The 17,618-nt window shown below is 59.8% G+C and carries 19 protein-coding genes; 8 read left to right on the forward strand and 11 right to left on the reverse strand.

Features of this window, described 5'->3' with window-relative positions; translation table 11 throughout:
* The first annotated feature begins 95 nt into the window (after positions 1-95).
* Genes ACSQ2Z_RS15555 through arsH form a run of 5 tightly spaced genes read left to right on the forward strand, consistent with a single transcriptional unit; the run spans position 96 to position 2,786 of the window.
* On the forward strand, positions 96-452 hold the full coding sequence (locus tag ACSQ2Z_RS15555) for an ArsR/SmtB family transcription factor (RefSeq protein ID WP_436082011.1): 357 nt from the start codon (positions 96-98) through the stop codon (positions 450-452).
* A complete protein-coding gene (locus ACSQ2Z_RS15560) occupies positions 445-972 on the forward strand; it encodes an arsenate reductase ArsC (RefSeq protein WP_436082012.1) in 528 nt (175 codons plus the stop codon). The genes ACSQ2Z_RS15555 and ACSQ2Z_RS15560 overlap by 8 nt, the downstream gene beginning before the upstream one ends.
* The gene (locus tag ACSQ2Z_RS15565) at positions 972-1,667 is read left to right on the forward strand and encodes an MIP/aquaporin family protein (RefSeq protein WP_436082013.1); all 696 of its coding nucleotides are present in this window, start codon (positions 972-974) and stop codon (positions 1,665-1,667) included. The genes ACSQ2Z_RS15560 and ACSQ2Z_RS15565 overlap by 1 nt, the downstream gene beginning before the upstream one ends.
* Positions 1,664-2,086, forward strand: a complete 423-nt coding sequence (gene arsC / locus ACSQ2Z_RS15570) for an arsenate reductase (glutaredoxin) (protein ID WP_436082014.1) — start codon at positions 1,664-1,666, stop codon at positions 2,084-2,086. The genes ACSQ2Z_RS15565 and arsC overlap by 4 nt, the downstream gene beginning before the upstream one ends.
* Entirely contained in the window at positions 2,079-2,786 is a 708-nt protein-coding gene (gene arsH, locus ACSQ2Z_RS15575) for an arsenical resistance protein ArsH (RefSeq protein WP_436082015.1), read from the forward strand. Before arsC ends, arsH begins: the two co-directional genes overlap by 8 nt.
* A gap of 37 nt (positions 2,787-2,823) precedes the next feature.
* On the opposite strand, the gene era is transcribed toward arsH, so the two are convergent.
* From era to rpoZ, 8 genes are all read right to left on the reverse strand, one after another.
* Positions 2,824-3,756: a GTPase Era gene (gene era / locus ACSQ2Z_RS15580; RefSeq protein WP_436082016.1), complete on the reverse strand. Its 933-nt coding sequence runs from the start codon at positions 3,754-3,756 to the stop codon at positions 2,824-2,826.
* A 103-nt stretch (positions 3,757-3,859) separates the two neighbouring features.
* Positions 3,860-4,576, reverse strand: a complete 717-nt coding sequence (gene rnc, locus ACSQ2Z_RS15585) for a ribonuclease III (protein WP_436082017.1) — start codon at positions 4,574-4,576, stop codon at positions 3,860-3,862.
* Positions 4,573-5,316 (reverse strand): signal peptidase I, encoded by a 744-nt coding sequence (lepB, locus tag ACSQ2Z_RS15590; RefSeq protein ID WP_436082018.1) that lies wholly within the window; start codon positions 5,314-5,316, stop codon positions 4,573-4,575. Before lepB ends, rnc begins: the two co-directional genes overlap by 4 nt.
* Before the next feature lie 174 nt (positions 5,317-5,490).
* A complete protein-coding gene (acpS, locus tag ACSQ2Z_RS15595; RefSeq protein WP_436082019.1) occupies positions 5,491-5,910 on the reverse strand; it encodes a holo-ACP synthase in 420 nt (139 codons plus the stop codon).
* Positions 5,911-5,997: 87 nt separating this feature from the next.
* Positions 5,998-6,576, reverse strand: a complete 579-nt coding sequence (locus ACSQ2Z_RS15600) for a DUF2062 domain-containing protein (RefSeq protein WP_436082020.1) — start codon at positions 6,574-6,576, stop codon at positions 5,998-6,000.
* 197 nt (positions 6,577-6,773) lie between these two features.
* Entirely contained in the window at positions 6,774-6,926 is a 153-nt protein-coding gene (locus tag ACSQ2Z_RS15605; RefSeq protein WP_436082021.1) for a DUF3563 domain-containing protein, read from the reverse strand.
* Between the two features lie 260 nt (positions 6,927-7,186).
* On the reverse strand, positions 7,187-9,409 hold the full coding sequence (locus ACSQ2Z_RS15610; RefSeq protein WP_436082022.1) for a RelA/SpoT family protein: 2,223 nt from the start codon (positions 9,407-9,409) through the stop codon (positions 7,187-7,189).
* 156 nt (positions 9,410-9,565) lie between these two features.
* The gene (gene rpoZ, locus ACSQ2Z_RS15615) at positions 9,566-9,973 is read right to left on the reverse strand and encodes a DNA-directed RNA polymerase subunit omega (RefSeq protein ID WP_113006685.1); all 408 of its coding nucleotides are present in this window, start codon (positions 9,971-9,973) and stop codon (positions 9,566-9,568) included.
* A gap of 618 nt (positions 9,974-10,591) precedes the next feature.
* Between rpoZ and ACSQ2Z_RS15620 the strand changes: the two genes are divergently transcribed.
* On the forward strand, positions 10,592-11,170 hold the full coding sequence (locus tag ACSQ2Z_RS15620; protein ID WP_436082023.1) for an NYN domain-containing protein: 579 nt from the start codon (positions 10,592-10,594) through the stop codon (positions 11,168-11,170).
* A gap of 58 nt (positions 11,171-11,228) precedes the next feature.
* Here the strand turns inward: ACSQ2Z_RS15620 and smpB are convergent, their stop codons facing one another.
* Together smpB and dapA are read right to left on the reverse strand one after the other, a co-directional pair.
* On the reverse strand, positions 11,229-11,705 hold the full coding sequence (gene smpB, locus ACSQ2Z_RS15625; RefSeq protein ID WP_436082024.1) for an SsrA-binding protein SmpB: 477 nt from the start codon (positions 11,703-11,705) through the stop codon (positions 11,229-11,231).
* Positions 11,705-12,589, reverse strand: a complete 885-nt coding sequence (dapA, locus tag ACSQ2Z_RS15630) for a 4-hydroxy-tetrahydrodipicolinate synthase (protein WP_436082025.1) — start codon at positions 12,587-12,589, stop codon at positions 11,705-11,707. The genes smpB and dapA overlap by 1 nt, the downstream gene beginning before the upstream one ends.
* 326 nt (positions 12,590-12,915) lie before the next feature.
* Here dapA and ACSQ2Z_RS15635 point away from each other — a divergent pair, with 326 nt between their 5' ends.
* Positions 12,916-14,964, forward strand: coding sequence for a transglycosylase SLT domain-containing protein (locus ACSQ2Z_RS15635; protein ID WP_436083094.1), 2,049 nt, complete (start codon positions 12,916-12,918; stop codon positions 14,962-14,964).
* Between the two features lie 93 nt (positions 14,965-15,057).
* Entirely contained in the window at positions 15,058-15,969 is a 912-nt protein-coding gene (locus ACSQ2Z_RS15640) for an alpha/beta fold hydrolase (protein ID WP_436082026.1), read from the forward strand.
* A 100-nt stretch (positions 15,970-16,069) separates the two neighbouring features.
* On the opposite strand, the gene ACSQ2Z_RS15645 is transcribed toward ACSQ2Z_RS15640, so the two are convergent.
* On the reverse strand, positions 16,070-17,056 hold the full coding sequence (locus ACSQ2Z_RS15645; RefSeq protein WP_436082027.1) for a porin: 987 nt from the start codon (positions 17,054-17,056) through the stop codon (positions 16,070-16,072).
* Positions 17,057-17,618 lie beyond the last annotated feature (562 nt).

The raw sequence follows: 17,618 nt of genomic DNA on the forward strand, positions 1-17,618 counted from the left end.
GGCGTTTCCTCGACAGACTGTTCGACGATCGGCGCTGGGGGCGGGATGGTGGTTCCGTCTTGACGCAGCGCCATTATGTCGATAACTCTCGACATATGGACAATAATAACGCAGTCAATGCTTTTGCCGCTCTCGCCCAGGGTACCCGCCTGGATGCCTTCCGGCTGCTCGTCTCCCACGAACCGGGTGGCCTGCCCGCCGGGGAAATCGCCCGGCTGCTCGGCGTTCCGCACAACACCATGTCGACGCATCTGGCGACGCTTCAGCGGGTCGGCCTCGTTACGGCGGAGCGGCAAAGCCGGTCCATCGTCTACCGCGTCAGCCTCGACAGCCTGCGCAATGTCGTGACGTTTCTTCTCAAAGATTGCTGTTCCGGCCACCCCGATATCTGCGCGCCGCTGATTGCAGACCTCGTCCCCTGCTGTAGTCCAAAGGAAAAAATCAATGCCTGACCGTGTCTACAATGTGCTCTTCCTGTGCACCGGAAACTCAGCCCGCTCCATTCTCGCCGAGGCCATTCTGAATGCCGAAGGAAAAGGCCGCTTCAAGGCCTATTCGGCGGGGAGCTATCCGAAGGGGACCGTTCATCCCCTGGCCCTGAGGGAACTCAGCGCCCTGGGCTACCCATCAACCGGCTTCAGTTCCAAGAGCTGGGAGGTCTTTGCCGCAGACGGCGCGCCGCAGATGGATTTCATATTTACGGTTTGCGACAATGCGGCCGGCGAGGCCTGCCCTGTCTGGCTCGGACATCCGATGACGGCGCATTGGGGCGTCAAGGACCCTGCAGCCGTCGAAGGCAGCGAGTTCGAAAAGGAGCGCGCCTTCTCGCAAGCCGCCCGGTTCCTGAAAAACCGCATCATGGCGTTTCTCGCCCTGCCGCACAGCTCGATCGACAAGCTGGCGATGGAAACGCATCTGCGCCAGATCGGCGCCATGGAAGGGGCAACAATCAGCCCGGTGAAGGCAGGGTGATGTCAGCATTCGACTTACAACGCCGCGTCTTTGCCGAAGCGCTCGGAACCTGCCTGCTGGTCGCGACCGTGGTTGGATCGGGCATCATGGCCGATAGGCTGACAGATGATGTCGCGCTATCTCTGCTTGGCAATACGCTCGCGACCGGTGCCATTCTAGTGGTGCTGATCACCATCTTCGGACCGGTCTCCGGCGCGCATTTCAATCCGGCCGTATCGTTGGTTTTCGCTCTGAAACGCGAGCTGCCACGGCGCGATCTGGCACTCTATATCGTCGCGCAATGCCTGGGCGGCATCGCCGGAACGGTCGCAGCCCATCTGATGTTCGATCTGGCTCCGATCGAAGCGTCGCTGAAGGTACGAACCGGGGCGGCACAATGGTTTTCCGAGGGCGTGGCCGCCTTCGGCCTCGTCGCCATGATCCTCGGCGGCATCCGATCTGATCCGAAAAGCGTGCCATGGCTGGTCGGGCTCTATATCACCGCCGCCTATTGGTTCACCGCCTCCACATCCTTCGCCAATCCTGCTGTGGCGCTGGCGCGATCGCTGACAAATACCTTCTCGGGCATCCGCCCGGTCGACCTCCCGGGTTTCGTCATCGCCGAAATTCTGGGAGCAGTTCTTGCATTTGTCCTGATGAGCTGGTTGCTACGCTCCCCCTCCTCCGACCCCCTTGCATCAAAGGCCTCGATATGACCGTTACCATTTATCACAACCCCGACTGCGGCACCTCACGCAATACGCTCGCTATGATCCGCAATGCCGGGATCGAACCTGTAGTAGTCGAATATCTCCACAACCAGCCAAGCCGGGACGCTTTGAAAACGATGATCGCGGATGCCGGGCTCAGTGTCCGCGAGGCGATCCGCGAAAAGGGCACGCCCTTCGACGAACTCGGCCTTGCCGATCCGGCCTTGACCGACGACCAGCTTCTGGCTGCAATGCTGGCGCATCCGATCCTGATCAACCGGCCCTTCGTCGTCACACCGATGGGGACACGGCTCTGCCGGCCGTCCGAGATCGTTCTCGACATCCTGCCGCAGACGCACAAGGGGCCTTTTGCCAAGGAAGACGGCGAGCAGGTGCTCGACGCGGAGGGAAAGCGACTTGCATGATCTGCCCGCAGCACATGCACAGCACCTGCGCCTGCCAGACGTCGAGGCTTTGCGTACGCCGCTCTCGGCCCATCCGCCGCGCATCCTCATTCTCTACGGCTCGCTTCGGACCGTATCCTACAGCCGCTTGCTGGCCGAGGAAGCCGGCCGTCTGCTTACGCATTTCGGTGCGGAGGTCCGTTTCTTCAATCCGGAAGGCCTGCCCCTGCCCGATGCGGCTCCGGCCAGCCATCCCAAGGTGCAGGAACTCAGGGACCTGTCGCAATGGTCGGAAGGCCAGGTCTGGGTCAGCCCCGAGCGGCATGGTGCCATGAGCGGTGTCATGAAGGCGCAGATCGACTGGATTCCGCTTTCGGTCGGTTCAGTCCGCCCGACGCAGGGCCGCACGCTTGCCGTCATGCAGGTCTCGGGCGGCTCGCAGAGCTTCAATGCCGTCAACCAGATGCGCATTCTCGGGCGCTGGATGCGGATGATCACCATTCCCAACCAGTCGTCCGTCGCCAAGGCCTTTCAGGAATTCGATGCGAATGGCCGGATGAAACCATCCTCCTACTATGATCGCGTCGTCGATGTGACGGAGGAACTGGTGAAATTCACTCTGCTGACGCGCGACATCTCGGGCTATCTGACCGACCGCTACAGCGAGCGCAAGGAAGATGCGGAGAAACTCGAGCAGCGTGTCGGCTTGAAGGCCATATGAGCCACAAAAAAAAGGCGCCGTTGCCAGCGCCTTTCTTTTACTTCGGAAACTCCAGCCCCATTTCGCGGAACCGCTCGGGGTCGTCGCCCCAGTTCTCGCGGACCTTGACGAACAGGAACAGGTGGACCGGCTGTTCGAGGATCTCGGAGAGTTCCTTGCGCGAGGCCATGGAGATCGCCTTGATCGCCTCGCCGTTCTTGCCGAGCGCGATCTTCTTCTGGCTGTCGCGCTCGACATAGATCACCTGCTCGATGCGCACCGAGCCGTCCTTGCGCTCCTCCCATTTCTCCGTTTCGACATGCGAGGAATAGGGAAGTTCCTGATGCAGCCGCAGAAAGAGCTTTTCGCGGGTGATTTCAGCGGCGAGCTGACGCATCGGCAGATCAGAAATCTGGTCTTCAGGATAGTACCAGGGGCCTTCCGGCAGCTTCATGGCGAGATAGTCGAGCACATCGTCGCAGCCCGAGCCGGTCAGTGCCGAGATCATGAAGGTACGCTCGAAATCGACATATTCGTTTGCCGCGGTCGCAAGCTTGAGCAGCTCCTCGCGCGAAACCTGGTCGATCTTGTTGAGGACTAGCATCTTGGGCTGCTCAACTTCCTTCAGCCCTTCGAGAATGGTCTCGGCGTCGCCCTTCAGGCCGCGCTCGCTGTCGATCAGCATCATGATGGCGTCCGCATCCTTAGCGCCGCCCCAGGCGCTCGTCACCATGGCGCGATCGAGGCGGCGGCGCGGCTTGAAGATGCCGGGCGTATCCATGAAGACGATCTGGGCTTGTTTGTGAATGGCGATGCCGCGGACGATTGCACGCGTCGTCTGCACCTTGTGGCTGACAATCGACACCTTGGCGCCGACCAGGCGGTTGACCAGCGTGGACTTGCCGGCATTGGTGGCGCCGATCAGCGCCACGAAGCCGGAGCGGGTGGCAGCGCTTTCGGGCGGTGCCGTCTTTACATCATCTTGGCTCATAGTGTCCGTAATTCCGATTGTGCGCCGGGCGCCGGTGGCGCAGGATCGCATGTCTATCAAAAGATTGCCTGATCTTTCGGGAGGATCTTTGCCTCCGGACAGGTCAGGCCGTCATCGCTGTCTTCCAGATGCCTTCCCGCTCCAGGATTTTCGTGGCGGCTACCTGTTCGGCGGCTCGCTTGGAGCGATCGATGCCGGTTGCCGGCGCAATGCCCGGTATCTCCACCGTCACCGTGAAGCGCGGATCGTGATCAGGCCCCGACCGGTCGTCGATGCGATAGTTCGGTGTCACGCCGAACTTGGCGTGTGCCCATTCCTGCAATTCCGTCTTGGCGTCGCGGCGCGCACCATCGACCCGGCTTGCCCGCGCCGACCAGTGGCGCTGAATAAACCCCCGCGCCGCTTCCAGTCCGCCATCAAGATAGATCGCCGCGATCAGCGACTCTACCACATCGGCGCGCACATTCAGCATGTGTTTTCCGGTGAGCTTTTTCACGTCAGCGCCGGTGCGGATGAAGAGGTGCAGTGACAGCGCATCGGCAACAAGAGCACAGCTTTCGGCGCTGACCAACTGGTTCAGGCGAACGGAGAGTTCGCCTTCGTCAGCCTCCTTGAAGGTCTGGAACAGCAACTCGGCGACACAGAGGCCGAGCACGCGGTCCCCGAGGAATTCCAACCGCTCATAGTTCGAGCCTTTGGCGTTGCGGGCGCTCGCATGGGTCAGCGCCCGGTCGAGCCGCTCCTTCTGAGCGAAGCTGTAGCCGATCGCAGCTTCAAGGCGCTCCCGGTCCTCCGTGTTCAGCGAACGGCCCTTACTCATTCAACGGCCTTGAAAAGGCGGTCGTAGCGCAGGTTCGTCGGCCACTTCCACACTTCACGGAATGACGTGTCGTTGCCGAGCGAGAAGAAGATCATGCTGGCGCGGCCGACAAGGTTCTGGGCAGGCACGAAACCTACGTCGAAACGGCTGTCGGCCGAGTTGTCGCGGTTGTCGCCCATCATGAAATAATGGCCTTCGGGGACGATGAACTCGCGGGTGTTGTCGCCACGCGAATCCGGAAACTGGTCGAGCGTGTCGAACGTGGCGCCGGTGTCCAACGTCTCACGATAGACCGGAATTTCAGCGCCGGTGTCATACTGATCGTCGGCGCGGAAGGCACCATCCTGCACACGCGGAACAGGCTTGTCGTTGACATAAAGAATACTGTCGCGAACCTGGATCCTGTCGCCCGGCAGACCGATCAGGCGCTTGATGTAGTCGATGTCCGGGTTCGGCGGGAAACGGAATACGACGACATCGCCGCGCTTCGGCTCACTCGCAAAGATGCGGCCGCTGAACAGGTCCGGCGCGAACGGCAGCGAGTATTTTGAATAGCCATAGGCGAACTTGTTAACGAAGATATAGTCGCCGACGAGAAGCGTTGGCATCATGGAGCCGGAGGGAATGGTAAAGGGCTGGAAGAAAATGGTGCGAATCACCACAGCCAAGAGAAGCGCCTGGATAATGACCTTGACATTTTCCCAAAGGCCACTCTGCTTCTTTTCTATCTTTTCTGCCACGCCGTCGTTCCTTGATCTGGTCATTGCTCGCACCGCTCCGTGTCGAACGAAGATATTACTTGCGGTCTATATCCTGACGGGGATTTGATCACAGGCCGTCCGGACATATTGCGCCCGGCGCCGCTTTTCAAATGAACCACGCCCGTTTTCCGGTCCGCTTCATGCGGACATGCTCTAAACGCTTCCTTTATCCGGGGCAACGGGCAGAGCTTCGATTATCACGAAGGCCTGCGCCAGGGGGAAGTCATCGGTGATCGTTAGGTGAATGACGCCGCGATGCCCGGGAGGCAGGATTTCGCTGAGCCTTTCGGCAGCGCCGCCCGTCAACTGCATGGTCGGCTTGCCGCCCGGCAGGTTGACGACGCCCATGTCCTTCCAGAACACGCCCCGCGCCATGCCCGTCCCAAGTGCCTTGCAACAGGCTTCCTTCGCCGCGAACCGCTTGGCATAGGATTCGGCCCGGTTTTTCCGGCCTTCGGATTTCCGGATCTCTATTTCGGTGAAACAGCGCTGGCTGAACCTCTCGCCGAAGCGTTCAAGCGAGCTTTCGATACGCCTGATGTCGATCAGGTCACTGCCGATGCCGATAATCATCGAAACGAAAATACCTTATGAGAGTTGAGGCGCGCCTCACCGGACAAGAGCAAACAGACGGCCGCCTGCCAAGTTAAAAATTCGCGATCAAAGACCATTCGCCGATCCCGCCGTGCGCGGCTGCACCTTGCTGGAGCGCCGGACCTGGCGGCGGGACTGGAACAGTTTGACGGCTTGGAAGGCCACGAAATAGAAGGCAGCGGCACTGCCGGCCGCAACCGGCACCGAACCGATCAGCAGCGGCTTCAACACAGGCTCCCATAGATGCATGAGTTCAAGATGGCCCAGCATATGGAGGATGTTTTCCCCCGTCAGAGCACCGCTGCCGCCCGTGCCGAGGATCATCACGCCAACCTCGTAGGTCGCAACGAGAATGACCGGGATGGTCAGCGGATTGGCAAGCGCGGTGGTTATGCCGGCTGCGATCAGATTGCCCGACAAGAGATAGGCAAGAGCAAGCGCGATGAGGATGTGAAAGCCGATAAACGGCGTTGCGGAAGACGCCGCCCCGGCGGCAACGCCGACGGCGATGGAGTGCGGCGAGGACGACAGTCGCAGGACGCGCATCGACAAATACCGCACGCCACGCGAAAAGCCCTTTCGCGGCCACAGAAACTCACGGAGCCTTCCCGACAAGGTTGCCGGCTTCTTGCGTCTGAACAACATGCTGTCCTGATAGACATGCGGATATGGCTGTTCAATGGCGGCCGCGGGAAAATCAGCATTCCGACACAGCATATCTGGCCATCATGCCAGGACACCTGAGGGCGCCTGCACCTCATGCGCGGTGAGCCGGTCAGGCATGCAACATTTGCATAGGTCCAGGCAGCCTGCGGAAACAGGCAGCCGGACGGCAGCTTGACTTAGAAGGAGTTGCGGAACAGGCCGCGATCAACCTGACGCTGACGGTATTCCAGATCGATCCGATCGAGCGAACCATTGAGATAGTTCATTTCGCGCTCTTCGACGGACGGTACGCGCAAAGCGCGGGTGATAGTCTTCAGTTGCTTAAACATGGTAAACCTCTTTCGTTTACCTCCCGACGCTGAAGATAGTTGAGGCTGCGCTTATTCACCAGAGCCACAAAGACGCGGCAGCCATGCGCAAGATGCATGGCATGCACATCTTCTCCCCACAAAGTGCACATTTCCAGAGCAATTGCCGCCCGGCTATGCGAAAATATCGTCAATCGTGACCGGCGTAGCCCGCGGCCGGAAGCTGGGCGATGCGAACGACGCGCGCTCTCGTCCTCATCCGGCAATGCCGCACATGCGCATCACTCGAAGACGCGCTTGACCGTGGAAACACTCGGCAATTCGCGGATTTGCGTGATTAGATGATTGAGCTGACGCAGATCCCAGACTTCCAGATCGAGCTGGAACTCGCTGAAATCGGCAGCCACCCGGCCCATCGACAGGGTACGGATATTGATGTCGCTGGTGGCGATCGACTGGGCGATTTCGGCAAGCGTGCCCGGCTCGTTCAGCGCATTGATCTGTATGCGGGCCATGAAGCGGGTGTTGTTCGCTTCGTCGAGATCCCAGCGCACATCGATCCAGCGCTCGGACTCGTCGTCGAATTTCTGCAGGCTGGGCGACTGGATCGGATAGATCGTGATGCCGCGGTCCTTTTCCATGATGCCGACGATGCGGTCACCAGGCACGGCGCCGGAGGCGCTGAAATGAACTTCGGCGTTGCCGGACAGCCCGCGAATAGGCAGAGCTTCCGGGCCCTCCCCCTCAAGCATGTCGAACATGTCCTTGGGCCGGTTCGGCAGCTTGAACACCATGCCGGCGGCACTGCGCATGTTGAACCAGCCTTCGTCCTGCGGCTTTATCGTGACGCGCTCGTCCTGATGATCAGGGAATACGGCGCGCAGCACATCGAGTGACGACAGTTCGCCGCGGCCGACTGCTGCAATCGCATCCTCGATATCCTTGTGGCCGAGACGATGCAGGACCGGCTTCATCGCCTCGCGGGTAAACGACTTGCCCGCCCGCTCGAACGTGCGCTCGAGAATGCGGTAGCCAAGCCCGGAATATTGCTTGCGAACGGCAGCCCGGGTCGCGCGCCGAATCGCTGCGCGCGCCTTGCCGGTGACGACGATTTCTTCCCAGGCCGGCGGCGGCACCTGGATGCCGGAGCGGACGATCTCGACCTCGTCGCCATTGTTCAGCCGGGTGACCAGCGGCATGATCCGGCCATTGATTTTCGCGCCGACACAGGTGTCGCCGATATTGGTGTGGACGGCATAGGCGAAATCGATCGGCGTCGCGCCACGCGGCAAGGCGATCAGTTGGCCTTTCGGGGTGAAACAGAAAACCTGATCCTGGAACAGTTCGAGCTTGGTATGCTCAAGGAATTCTTCCGGATTGTCGCCTTCAGCCAAGGATTCGATCGTCCGGCGCAGCCAGGAATAGGCATTCGACTTCGGCGACAGCTTGACGTCCCCGGCGGGCTCGACACTGTCCTTGTAGAGCGTATGGGCGGCAATCCCGTATTCGGCGATCTCGTGCATGTGGCGCGTGCGGATCTGCAGCTCGATGCGCTGGCGGGATGGTCCGACGATTGTCGTGTGGATCGACTGATAGTCGTTCTGCTTCGGCGTCGAGATGTAGTCCTTGAACCGTCCAGGCACGACGCGCCAGCGGGTATGGACGATGCCGAGCGCCCGGTAACAGTCCGGGATGTCGGCAACGATGATGCGGAAGCCCCAGACGTCGGACAGTTGCTCGAAGGAAAGCGACTTCGATTGCATCTTCTTGAAGACCGAATAGGGTTTCTTCTGCCGCCCCTTGACGATGGCGCCCACCAGCCCCCGTGCCAGAATGAGTTCGCCCAGTTCGTCCTCGATCTTCTTGATCAGCCCTTCGTTGCGCGTTGACAATTCGTTCAGGCGGCGGGTGACCGTCTCGAAAGCTTCGGGATTGATGTGGCGGAACGAGAGGTTCTCCAGTTCCTCGCGCATATCCTGCATACCCATGCGGCCAGCAAGCGGCGCATAGATATCCATCGTCTCCTCGGAAATCCGGGCGCGCTTTTCCGCCGACATATGATCGAGCGTGCGCATGTTGTGCAGCCGGTCGGCAAGCTTGACGAGAAGTACGCGCACGTCGTCGGAAATCGCCAGAAGCAGTTTGCGCAGATTTTCCGCCTGCTTGGCCTTCTTCGTCACCAGATCGAGCTTCTTGATCTTGGTGAGCCCCTCGACCAGCGCGCCGATATCCTCGCCGAACAGATCGTCGATCTCGGCGCGCGTCGCCGTCGTATCCTCGATCGTATCGTGCAGAAGTGCCACCGCGATGGTCGATTCATCGAGATGCATCTCGGTGAGGATCGCGGCCACTTCGAGAGGGTGGGAGATATAGGGGTCGCCGCTCGCCCGCTTCTGCTGGCCATGTTTCTGCATGGCGTAAACATAGGCCTTGTTCAGCAGCGCCTCGTTTACATCGGGCTTGTATTTTTGAACGCGCTCAACGAGCTCGTATTGGCGCATCATCCGCTAGCGGCTCCAGGGGTATCCGGAAAAGAAAAAGTGCGCCAATCATAGGAGTGGCGCACCGCTTTGCAAATACCGGCTTTACGCGATTTCCGAACGAAAACGCGGCATTGCGTCAGAGCGTCGCATCCGGCGACAAGCCGGAAGAGCAATGGCTCAATAGTCGTCGCTTTTTTCCGGCGGAACCAGGCCTTCGATGCCGGCCAGCAACTCTTCTTCCGACATGCGGTCGAAGGTGATCGGCTCCGGCTGATCATCGTCTTCAGCCGTTTCAGCGAAGGCCGCAGCGGCATCGCCGCTGATCATCGACGATGGATCGGGCTCAGGCTCGTCCACTTCGACATGCTTCTGCAGCGAGTGGATCAGGTCTTCCTTCAAGTCGCCAGGAGACAGCGTTTCATCTGCAATCTCGCGAAGGGCAACGACCGGATTCTTGTCGTTGTCACGGTCGATGGTGATCGCAGCACCCTGCGAGATCAGGCGGGCGCGATGGCTTGCCAGAAGGACGAGTTCGAAACGGTTATCGACTTTGTCGATGCAATCTTCAACAGTGACGCGGGCCATTGCCTGTCCTTTGGGTCTCAAGAGCGCAGCTTCAATCACAGATACCCTGAAATGATCCGTCGCGTGCGCTGATTAACAACATCGGAACCCGGCCAGCCGTCGGCCTGACGCCATGCGTGGCTCCGATTTCAGGAATTAACCTGCCCGATACAATCAAAAGCGGACAAATTCAAGTTTTTCCTGCACTTCAACAAAATATATCCGCGCGATGCCCGCTAGCGGCGCGATTGCCCTGCCGACGCGATGCCATTGCGGTCAATCGACAGGCTTTGACATCCTCACAAATGATGATTGAATGCCACTAAAGCCTATTATCGTTCTAGAAGATGGATATTGGCTAAAACGGCGTGGACCGATACAATGTCGGCAAAAATAATTCCAAATAAAGCCACAAACTTCTCATTGTTAGCAAAAAAGTGCGAAAAATAGCTATTTCAACCGGGATTTTCTTAGACTAAAGCAAATTGCGGTGTAGATGGCTGGCATATGAAGAAATCTTTTAGATGGCTAGCATATGAAGAAATCTTAATGTAAGCGGGATTATTCCGCCACTGGTGCCTATTCGCGCGCGTCAGGTTGAAAATCAAAAAACACTGAGACAACAAAAAGGATAAAACGATGTTCGACCCCCGCGAAAAAATCGCCCTGTTCATCGACGGCGCGAACCTCTACGCGGCCTCGAAAAGCCTTGGTTTCGACATTGATTATCGCAAGCTGCTCAAGGCTTTCCAGAAGCGCGGTTATCTTCTTCGCGCCTACTATTACACGGCGCTGATCGAAGACCAGGAATACTCGTCGATCCGTCCGCTGATCGACTGGCTAGACTACAATGGTTACAAGGTTGTGACAAAGCCCGCGAAGGAATTCACTGATTCGCTCGGGCGGCGGAAGATCAAAGGTAACATGGACATCGAACTGGCCATCGACGCGATGGAACAATCCGAAACGGTCGATCACCTTGTCATCTTCTCCGGCGACGGAGACTTCACGACGCTGGTGGAAGCGCTGCAGCGCAAGGGACGCAAGGTCTCGGTGGTCTCGACCATGTCGACGCAGCCGCCAATGATCGCCGACGACCTGCGCCGCCAGGCCGATCACTTCATCGAACTGGTCAGTCTCAAGGCCGAAGTCGGTCGCGATCCCTCCGAGCGAGCGCCCCGCGTCACCGAACCGGTCATCGAAGACACCAGCGAATGAAACCAAAAGGACCGGCCGCTTGCGACCGGTCCTTTGATTTTTGAGAGCTGCGTCAAGATCAGTGCTCCTTGAGGAGCCTGCTCTTCTGCCGGTTCCAGTCGCGCTCCTTCTCGGTCTCACGCTTGTCGTGCAGCTTCTTGCCCTTGCCGAGCGCCAGCTCGAGCTTCGCCCTGCCCTGATCGTTGAAATAGATCTTGAGCGGAATGAGCGTCATGCCCTCGCGATTGATCGCGCTCTGGAGCCGGTGGGCCTCCCGTTTCGACAAAAGCAGCTTGCGGCGGCGGCGCGGCTCGTGATTGAAGCGGTTTGCCTGCAGATATTCCGGCAGATAGGAATTGATCAGCCACATCTCGCCGCCTTCGTCGGTGGCGTAGGACTCTGCAATATTGGCCTTGCCCTCGCGCAGCGACTTGACCTCGGTGCCGGTCAGAACCAGACCGGCCTCGTAGGTGTCGATGATCTCGTAGTTGAAGCGGGCCTTCCGGTTTTCCGCGACAATTCTCTTGACCACGCGCTGGCTGCCCTTGGGTGCCATCAGTTCGTCAGCCCTGCATGGCCAAGCGCTGCATCGATCGCGGCTTCCGTCGACGGCTCGAGCGTCGACAGCAGAGGCGAGCGGACGGTGCGGCTCATCTGGCGCAGCCGGTTCAGCGCATATTTGGCGCCGCAGAGACCGGGCTCCATAAAGATCGCCTTGTGCAGCGGCATCAGCTTATCCTGATATTCCAGAGCCTTGGCATAATCGCCAGCAAGTGTCGCCTCCTGGAATTCGGCACAAAGACGCGGCGCGACGTTGGCGGTCACGGAAATGCAGCCGACGCCGCCATGGGCGTTGAAGCCAAGCGCCGTTGCGTCCTCGCCCGAAAGCTGGACGAAGCCGGCCCCGCAGGCCATGCGCTGCTCGGAAACGCGCTCGATCTTGCCGGTCGCATCCTTGACACCCATGATCGACGGATAGGCCCTGTGAAGGGCTGCCATCGTCTCGACGCTCATATCCACCACCGAACGGCCGGGAATATTGTAGATGACGATCGGCAGTTTCACGCTCTCGGCGATCGCGGCATAGTGCGCGAAAAGACCCTTCTGGGTCGGCTTGTTGTAGTAGGGGGTGACCACCAGAACGGCATCAGCACCGGCCTTTTCGGCGTGGTGCGCCAGTTCGACAGCCTCCGTCGTATTGTTGGAGCCAGCACCTGCGATCACCGGCACGCGCTTTGCCGCGATTTCGATGCACAGCTCAACCACGCGTTTATGCTCGGGATGCGACAGAGTCGGCGATTCACCGGTGGTGCCGACCGGCACGAGGCCGTGGCTGCCTTCGCTGATCTGCCATTCGACATGCGCGGCAAAACTATCCGTATCGACTGCTCCGGAAGCGGTGAACGGGGTGACGAGAGCGGGAATGGACCCCTTGAACATGCACGACTCCTGACGGCGCCCGGGAAGCTTGAAACCAACCCACGCTTTGGCCGCATTTCATGGTTAGAAAACTGGCGCACCATAATCATGTGAGGTGCCTGCGGCAAGCACTCTATCACGCCATTCATCGCCGGTTCCCGTCTATTTCCCCGGCATCAGCGGCGTTTTTATGCATTTCAGGGCGCAACCACCCGCTGGCGTGGATGCGCCGATATTTATGGGATTGAATGGACGCGAGTAACCTTTCGTTAACAATTGCATCGCCAAATGAGAGACTGACACGGGCAAGCGTGGGGTTCTTGATGCGTGGACACAAGTCTCGCCGGATGATTGCGATGCTCGGCGCATCCGTGATCGCGTTCTCGACTGTCACCGGATATGCGCAGGAAAACCAAGTCCCCCTGCCGCGCCTCAAACCCCAGGCCTTCGCCAAAACCAACCGATCACAATCTCAGGGTGTCACCGGCTCGATCGTCCCGGTGATCGCTGCCCTGCCGGTCAATTCGAACCTCAAGGCCGGGCTCGACGCCCTTTCCAACAAGGACGCCGGGCGCGCCATCGTGGCCCGCAATGCCATGGTCAAGGGCACGCTCGATCGCCACGTCCTCACCTGGGCAATCGCCGTTTCCGGCCAGAAAGGCGTTCCCTCCTATGAAATTGCCGAGGCTCAGCGGGAATTGAAGGGCTGGCCGGGGCTTGGCGCGCTGCGCGCCAACTCCGAACGCGCCCTTTACCGCGAGAATCCGCCCGCATCGGACGTGCTCTCGGCCTTTGGCACGACACGGCCGGAAACCGCCGATGGCACCATTATCCTCGCCCGCGCTTTGCAGGCGAACGGAGACAAGGCCGCCGCCGCGAAACTGCTGCATGCCCTTTGGTCGAAAGAGGCTCTCGACAAGGCGACCGAAACCAGGATTCTTGCAGAATTTCCAAGCCTGCTCACGACTGCCGATCACAAACGGCGAATGGAAATGCTGCTCTATCGAAGCCGTCTGGATCAGGCTGCCCGCTTCAGTGATCTCGGTAAGGCCCAGTCTCTCTATCGTGCCTGGGTGGCCGTTGCGAAAAAAGCCAGAAATGCCGCAGCGCTCATCGCGGCCGTCGATCCTTCATGGGCCAAGGAACCGGCCTACCTGTTCATCCGCGTCGAATATTTGCGCGCCCAAGAAAAATATGAGGAAGCGGCGAAGCTGCTCGCCGGTCTGCCGAAGGACCAGGATGCGCTCGTCAACCCCGCAGAATGGTGGGTCGAGCAGCGGATCATCAGTCGGGGACTGCTCGACCAGGGCAAGTTCAAGGCCGCCTACCGGATCGCGGCGAACCACGTCGCAACCGATCCGGTGGATATCGTCGATGCCGAATTTCATGCCGGCTGGTATGCGCTGCGCGGTCTTGAGGATGCGGCAACGGCGGCCCGGCATTTCCAGCGTATCCTGCAGGCGTCCAACAGGCCGATCTCGGTTTCCCGTGCCTGGTACTGGCTGGGCCGCGCCGCCGAGGCGGGTGCGCCGGGCAATGCGGACGATTATTATGCCAAGGCAGCGACCCTGCCCGGCACGTTTTACGGCCAGCTTGCGGCCGCCCGTCTCGGCCGGAAGTCACTGAATGTCACCTATCCGTCACCGAGCGCCGATGATCGTTCACGGTTCGAGAGCCGCGAGGCGGTTCGCGCAATTGCCCGCCTCGAAGCGGCCGGACACGGCTGGCGCGCCGACAGCCTCTATCGGGCGCTGGCCGCGGAACTGACAAGCCCGGGAGAACTTGCAATCCTCTGCGCCCGCGCGGAAAAAACCGGTGGTCATCAACTGTCACTGCAGATCGGCAAGCTCGCCGTCGGCCGCGGCATCGATGTCGCAGCGCTCGCCTTCCCGATCGGCGTCATTCCGGCGACCGCGAACATCGGCGGATCCGGAAAGGCGCTTGCCTATGCAATCGCGCGGCAGGAAAGCGCCTTCAACCCTGCGGCCATTTCGCCGGCCAACGCGCGCGGACTGTTGCAGATCCTGCCCGGCACGGCAAAAGGCGTCGCCGGACGCCATGGCCTTGCCTATTCCAAGGAGCGGTTGACCACCGATACCGCCTACAACGCTACGCTCGGGGCACACTATCTTGGCGAACAGATCGATGATTTCGGCGGCTCATACATCCTCACCTTCATCGCCTATAATGCCGGCCCCCGCCGCGTGCCCGAATGGATCGGCCGCTATGGCGATCCGCGCGGCAAGTCGATGGACGATGTCGTTGATTGGATCGAACGCATACCCTTCGCCGAGACCCGCAACTATGTGCAGCGGGTGATGGAGAACTACCAGGTCTACAAGTCTCGACTCGGGCAGACAGCCGATATCGTCCATGACCTGCGCATAGGGCGTTAAAGCACACCGCCCATTGGGACGCGGATCGCGTGAAGATCAAGGCCGGCCGCCCTTCACGCGGCGCCGCGATCCGCTATGGTTCTCCAATCAGAAATGAAGGGACAACCCGTGACGCGCGCGACCAGGACCAATTTTGCGGAACGTTATTTTTCGGCAAGCGACGGATTGCCGCTCTATGCCCGGGACTACGGCCATGACAACCCGCAGGCGAAGGGAACGCTACCGATCGTTTGCCTGGCCGGCCTCAGCCGCAACAGCCGCGACTTTCACCTTCTGGCGGAACAACTCTCCACCCACCCCGAGAAACCGCACCGCGTCGTCGCGCTCGACTATCGCGGCCGCGGCTTTTCCGCCTGGGATCCGGATAAGAGCCACTATCAGCTTCCGATCGAGGCAGAAGATGTGCTCACGGCATGCGCGGTGCTCGATGTCCAGCAGGCGATTTTCATCGGGACATCCCGTGGCGGCCTGATCCTCCACCTGCTTGCCGCCATGCGCCCGACACTGTTGCGCGGCGTCATTCTCAACGACATCGGACCGGTCGTCGAGACCAGCGGCCTGCTCCTGATACGCCAATATCTTGAGGCACAGCCGCTGCTGCGATCCTGGGATGAGGCAGCCGAAAGTCTGAAGCGCGTGCACGGCGCTTCGTTCCCGGCCCTTGGTCAAGCCGATTGGGATGACATGGCAGAAGCGATCTTCAGGGAAAAGGACGGCGCGATCGTCGCGGATTTCGATCCTGCCCTGATCGAGCCGCTGAGAAGCATCAGCGAAGACAGCCCGATGGCCGATCTCTGGACGCTCTACGAAGGGCTGAAACCGGTGCCCTTGATGGCGATCCGGGGAGAAAACTCCGCGATCCTCTCGCCAGCGACATTCGCGGAGATGGCTGAGCGGCATCCACGCATGAGGTCGGTCGCCGCCGCAGGCCAGGGCCACGCCCCGCTCTTGCACCGCCCGGATTTGCTCGCCGAAATCCTGGGGTTCATCAACGGAATTTCATAGGCGCGTCATGCCGCCACGCGCCGACACAAGAGAAGCACCGCAACGGAAAAAGCCCGGCCGAAAGGCCGGGCTTTCCATCACTGACCGAAGTCAGATCAAATTAGAAGTCGCGCTGCAGGCGGAGGAAGCCAGTCCAGGTAGCGTCATCGGCGCCGTCAACATCGAGGTAGTTGACGGTAGCGAGCGTACGCAGGCCTTCCGTGATCTGGTAACCAGCCGTTACGCCAACCTTCCAGGCGTCGTCGCCAGCGAAGGAACCGTCAGCAGCAATACCGTAGTCGCCGAAGTACTGAGCAGCCGGGGTGATGAAGAACTTTTCAGTTGCCTGGATCTTGTATTCGGCAGCAACCGACCATTCAGACACGTCCCAGTAGAAGTTCGGGTCGGTCGCATAGATACCCATCAGGCCGAAGGTGCCCGGGCCGAGTTCGGCGGTCAGGCGAGCCTTGAGAGCGGTTTCTTCAGCGTCGAAGTCGTAGGAAGCGATGAGCAGAGCATCAACGCCGCCAACCGTGCCGCGAATGAGGCCGGATACGCCGACGTCGTCGTTCGTGCCGTCACCAGCGATTTCTTCAACCGAAGCGCCGACCTGGAACGAGCCACCGTCGTAGGTGTAACGAACCGAGTTGGTCAGGTTGCCGCCGGCTACGTCGGTTTCGCCGCTGAGGCCGAAATCGTCCCACCAGTTGTAGAAGTAACCAACGTCGAAGCCAGCGATGTTGATCCAGGCACCATCGAGGAAGGTGTCGGAGTCGCTGTCAGCCTGCAGGTTGATGTAGCCGGAAAGCGCGCCGAATTCGGTGTCGCTCTTGGCAGCAAACGTCAGGTAACCGCGGGTATACGCATCCCAGTCAGCGCCACCACGCGTCCAGTTTTCATCATATTCCAGCTGGGTACGAACGTAACCGCCGACCTTGAGGCAGGTTTCCGTGCCCGGGATGTAGAAGTAGCCAGTGCCGAAAGCGTCGCAAACGCGAACGTATTCCATGGGCTCCGGCTCAGCAGCTACGATAGCGTCAGCTGCCTGGGCGCCGGATACTACTGCGAGAGCCGCAGCGGAGCCGAGAAGAAGGCTCTTGATGTTCATTTCTGACCTCCAGTCAAAAGTTTCAAACGGGTCTGGGTATTTTGCTGAAGGACAGCGTTCCCTGCCCCATCCCCAACATTTAAGAAGTCGGACGATCAACCGCCCTTGCTTCCGGAGTTGAAAATACAAGACCGGACCGTCTGCGCAATCACCAACTTGCGAGTTCACGCAGTTTGATACCCCCTTCCCCCTGCGCTGTTGCTGAAACGACACAAAATCGCCTTAAGCGGCCGGAAGGTGTTAACAAGACCTTAAGAAACCCTTTATTCATCAGAGCTTAGCCGGTCCCGCCAACCGCCTGTCCGTGTCATAACGAGGCAAAAATGGGGCAAAACGAGAGCCGGAGCGCAGATTCGCGCCCCGGCAGGAGCCGCGTGGCGACCTCCTACCCGGTCAATTCCATGCCTCGGAGATGGAATCACGATGCGCATCTGGCGAGTGACGAAGAGATTCGCAGAATCAGGTCGCAACGGGCCTATCGAACGATTCCGCATCTTGAATGACGCCGGCGTAAAAGAGCGCGCCGCCAAACCGCTCGCCATTGTTATGCTCACATTCTGCA

The organism is Pararhizobium sp. LjRoot235, assembly GCF_964254145.1.
Taxonomy (GTDB): Bacteria; Pseudomonadota; Alphaproteobacteria; order Rhizobiales; family Rhizobiaceae; genus Pararhizobium.

Coding starts and splice junctions, on each gene's coding strand:
- ACSQ2Z_RS15555 (WP_436082011.1), top strand. CDS start 96: ATGGACAATAATAACGCAGTCAATGCTTTTGCCGCTCTCGCCCAGGGT.
- ACSQ2Z_RS15560 (WP_436082012.1), top strand. CDS start 445: ATGCCTGACCGTGTCTACAATGTGCTCTTCCTGTGCACCGGAAACTCA.
- ACSQ2Z_RS15565 (WP_436082013.1), top strand. CDS start 972: ATGTCAGCATTCGACTTACAACGCCGCGTCTTTGCCGAAGCGCTCGGA.
- arsC (WP_436082014.1), top strand. CDS start 1,664: ATGACCGTTACCATTTATCACAACCCCGACTGCGGCACCTCACGCAAT.
- era (WP_436082016.1), bottom strand. CDS start 3,756: ATGAGCCAAGATGATGTAAAGACGGCACCGCCCGAAAGCGCTGCCACC.
- rnc (WP_436082017.1), bottom strand. CDS start 4,576: ATGAGTAAGGGCCGTTCGCTGAACACGGAGGACCGGGAGCGCCTTGAA.
- acpS (WP_436082019.1), bottom strand. CDS start 5,910: ATGATTATCGGCATCGGCAGTGACCTGATCGACATCAGGCGTATCGAA.
- ACSQ2Z_RS15600 (WP_436082020.1), bottom strand. CDS start 6,576: ATGTTGTTCAGACGCAAGAAGCCGGCAACCTTGTCGGGAAGGCTCCGT.
- ACSQ2Z_RS15605 (WP_436082021.1), bottom strand. CDS start 6,926: ATGTTTAAGCAACTGAAGACTATCACCCGCGCTTTGCGCGTACCGTCC.
- ACSQ2Z_RS15610 (WP_436082022.1), bottom strand. CDS start 9,409: ATGATGCGCCAATACGAGCTCGTTGAGCGCGTTCAAAAATACAAGCCC.
- rpoZ (WP_113006685.1), bottom strand. CDS start 9,973: ATGGCCCGCGTCACTGTTGAAGATTGCATCGACAAAGTCGATAACCGT.
- ACSQ2Z_RS15620 (WP_436082023.1), top strand. CDS start 10,592: ATGTTCGACCCCCGCGAAAAAATCGCCCTGTTCATCGACGGCGCGAAC.
- smpB (WP_436082024.1), bottom strand. CDS start 11,705: ATGGCACCCAAGGGCAGCCAGCGCGTGGTCAAGAGAATTGTCGCGGAA.
- dapA (WP_436082025.1), bottom strand. CDS start 12,589: ATGTTCAAGGGGTCCATTCCCGCTCTCGTCACCCCGTTCACCGCTTCC.
- ACSQ2Z_RS15635 (WP_436083094.1), top strand. CDS start 12,916: ATGATTGCGATGCTCGGCGCATCCGTGATCGCGTTCTCGACTGTCACC.
- ACSQ2Z_RS15640 (WP_436082026.1), top strand. CDS start 15,058: ATGAAGGGACAACCCGTGACGCGCGCGACCAGGACCAATTTTGCGGAA.
- ACSQ2Z_RS15645 (WP_436082027.1), bottom strand. CDS start 17,056: ATGAACATCAAGAGCCTTCTTCTCGGCTCCGCTGCGGCTCTCGCAGTA.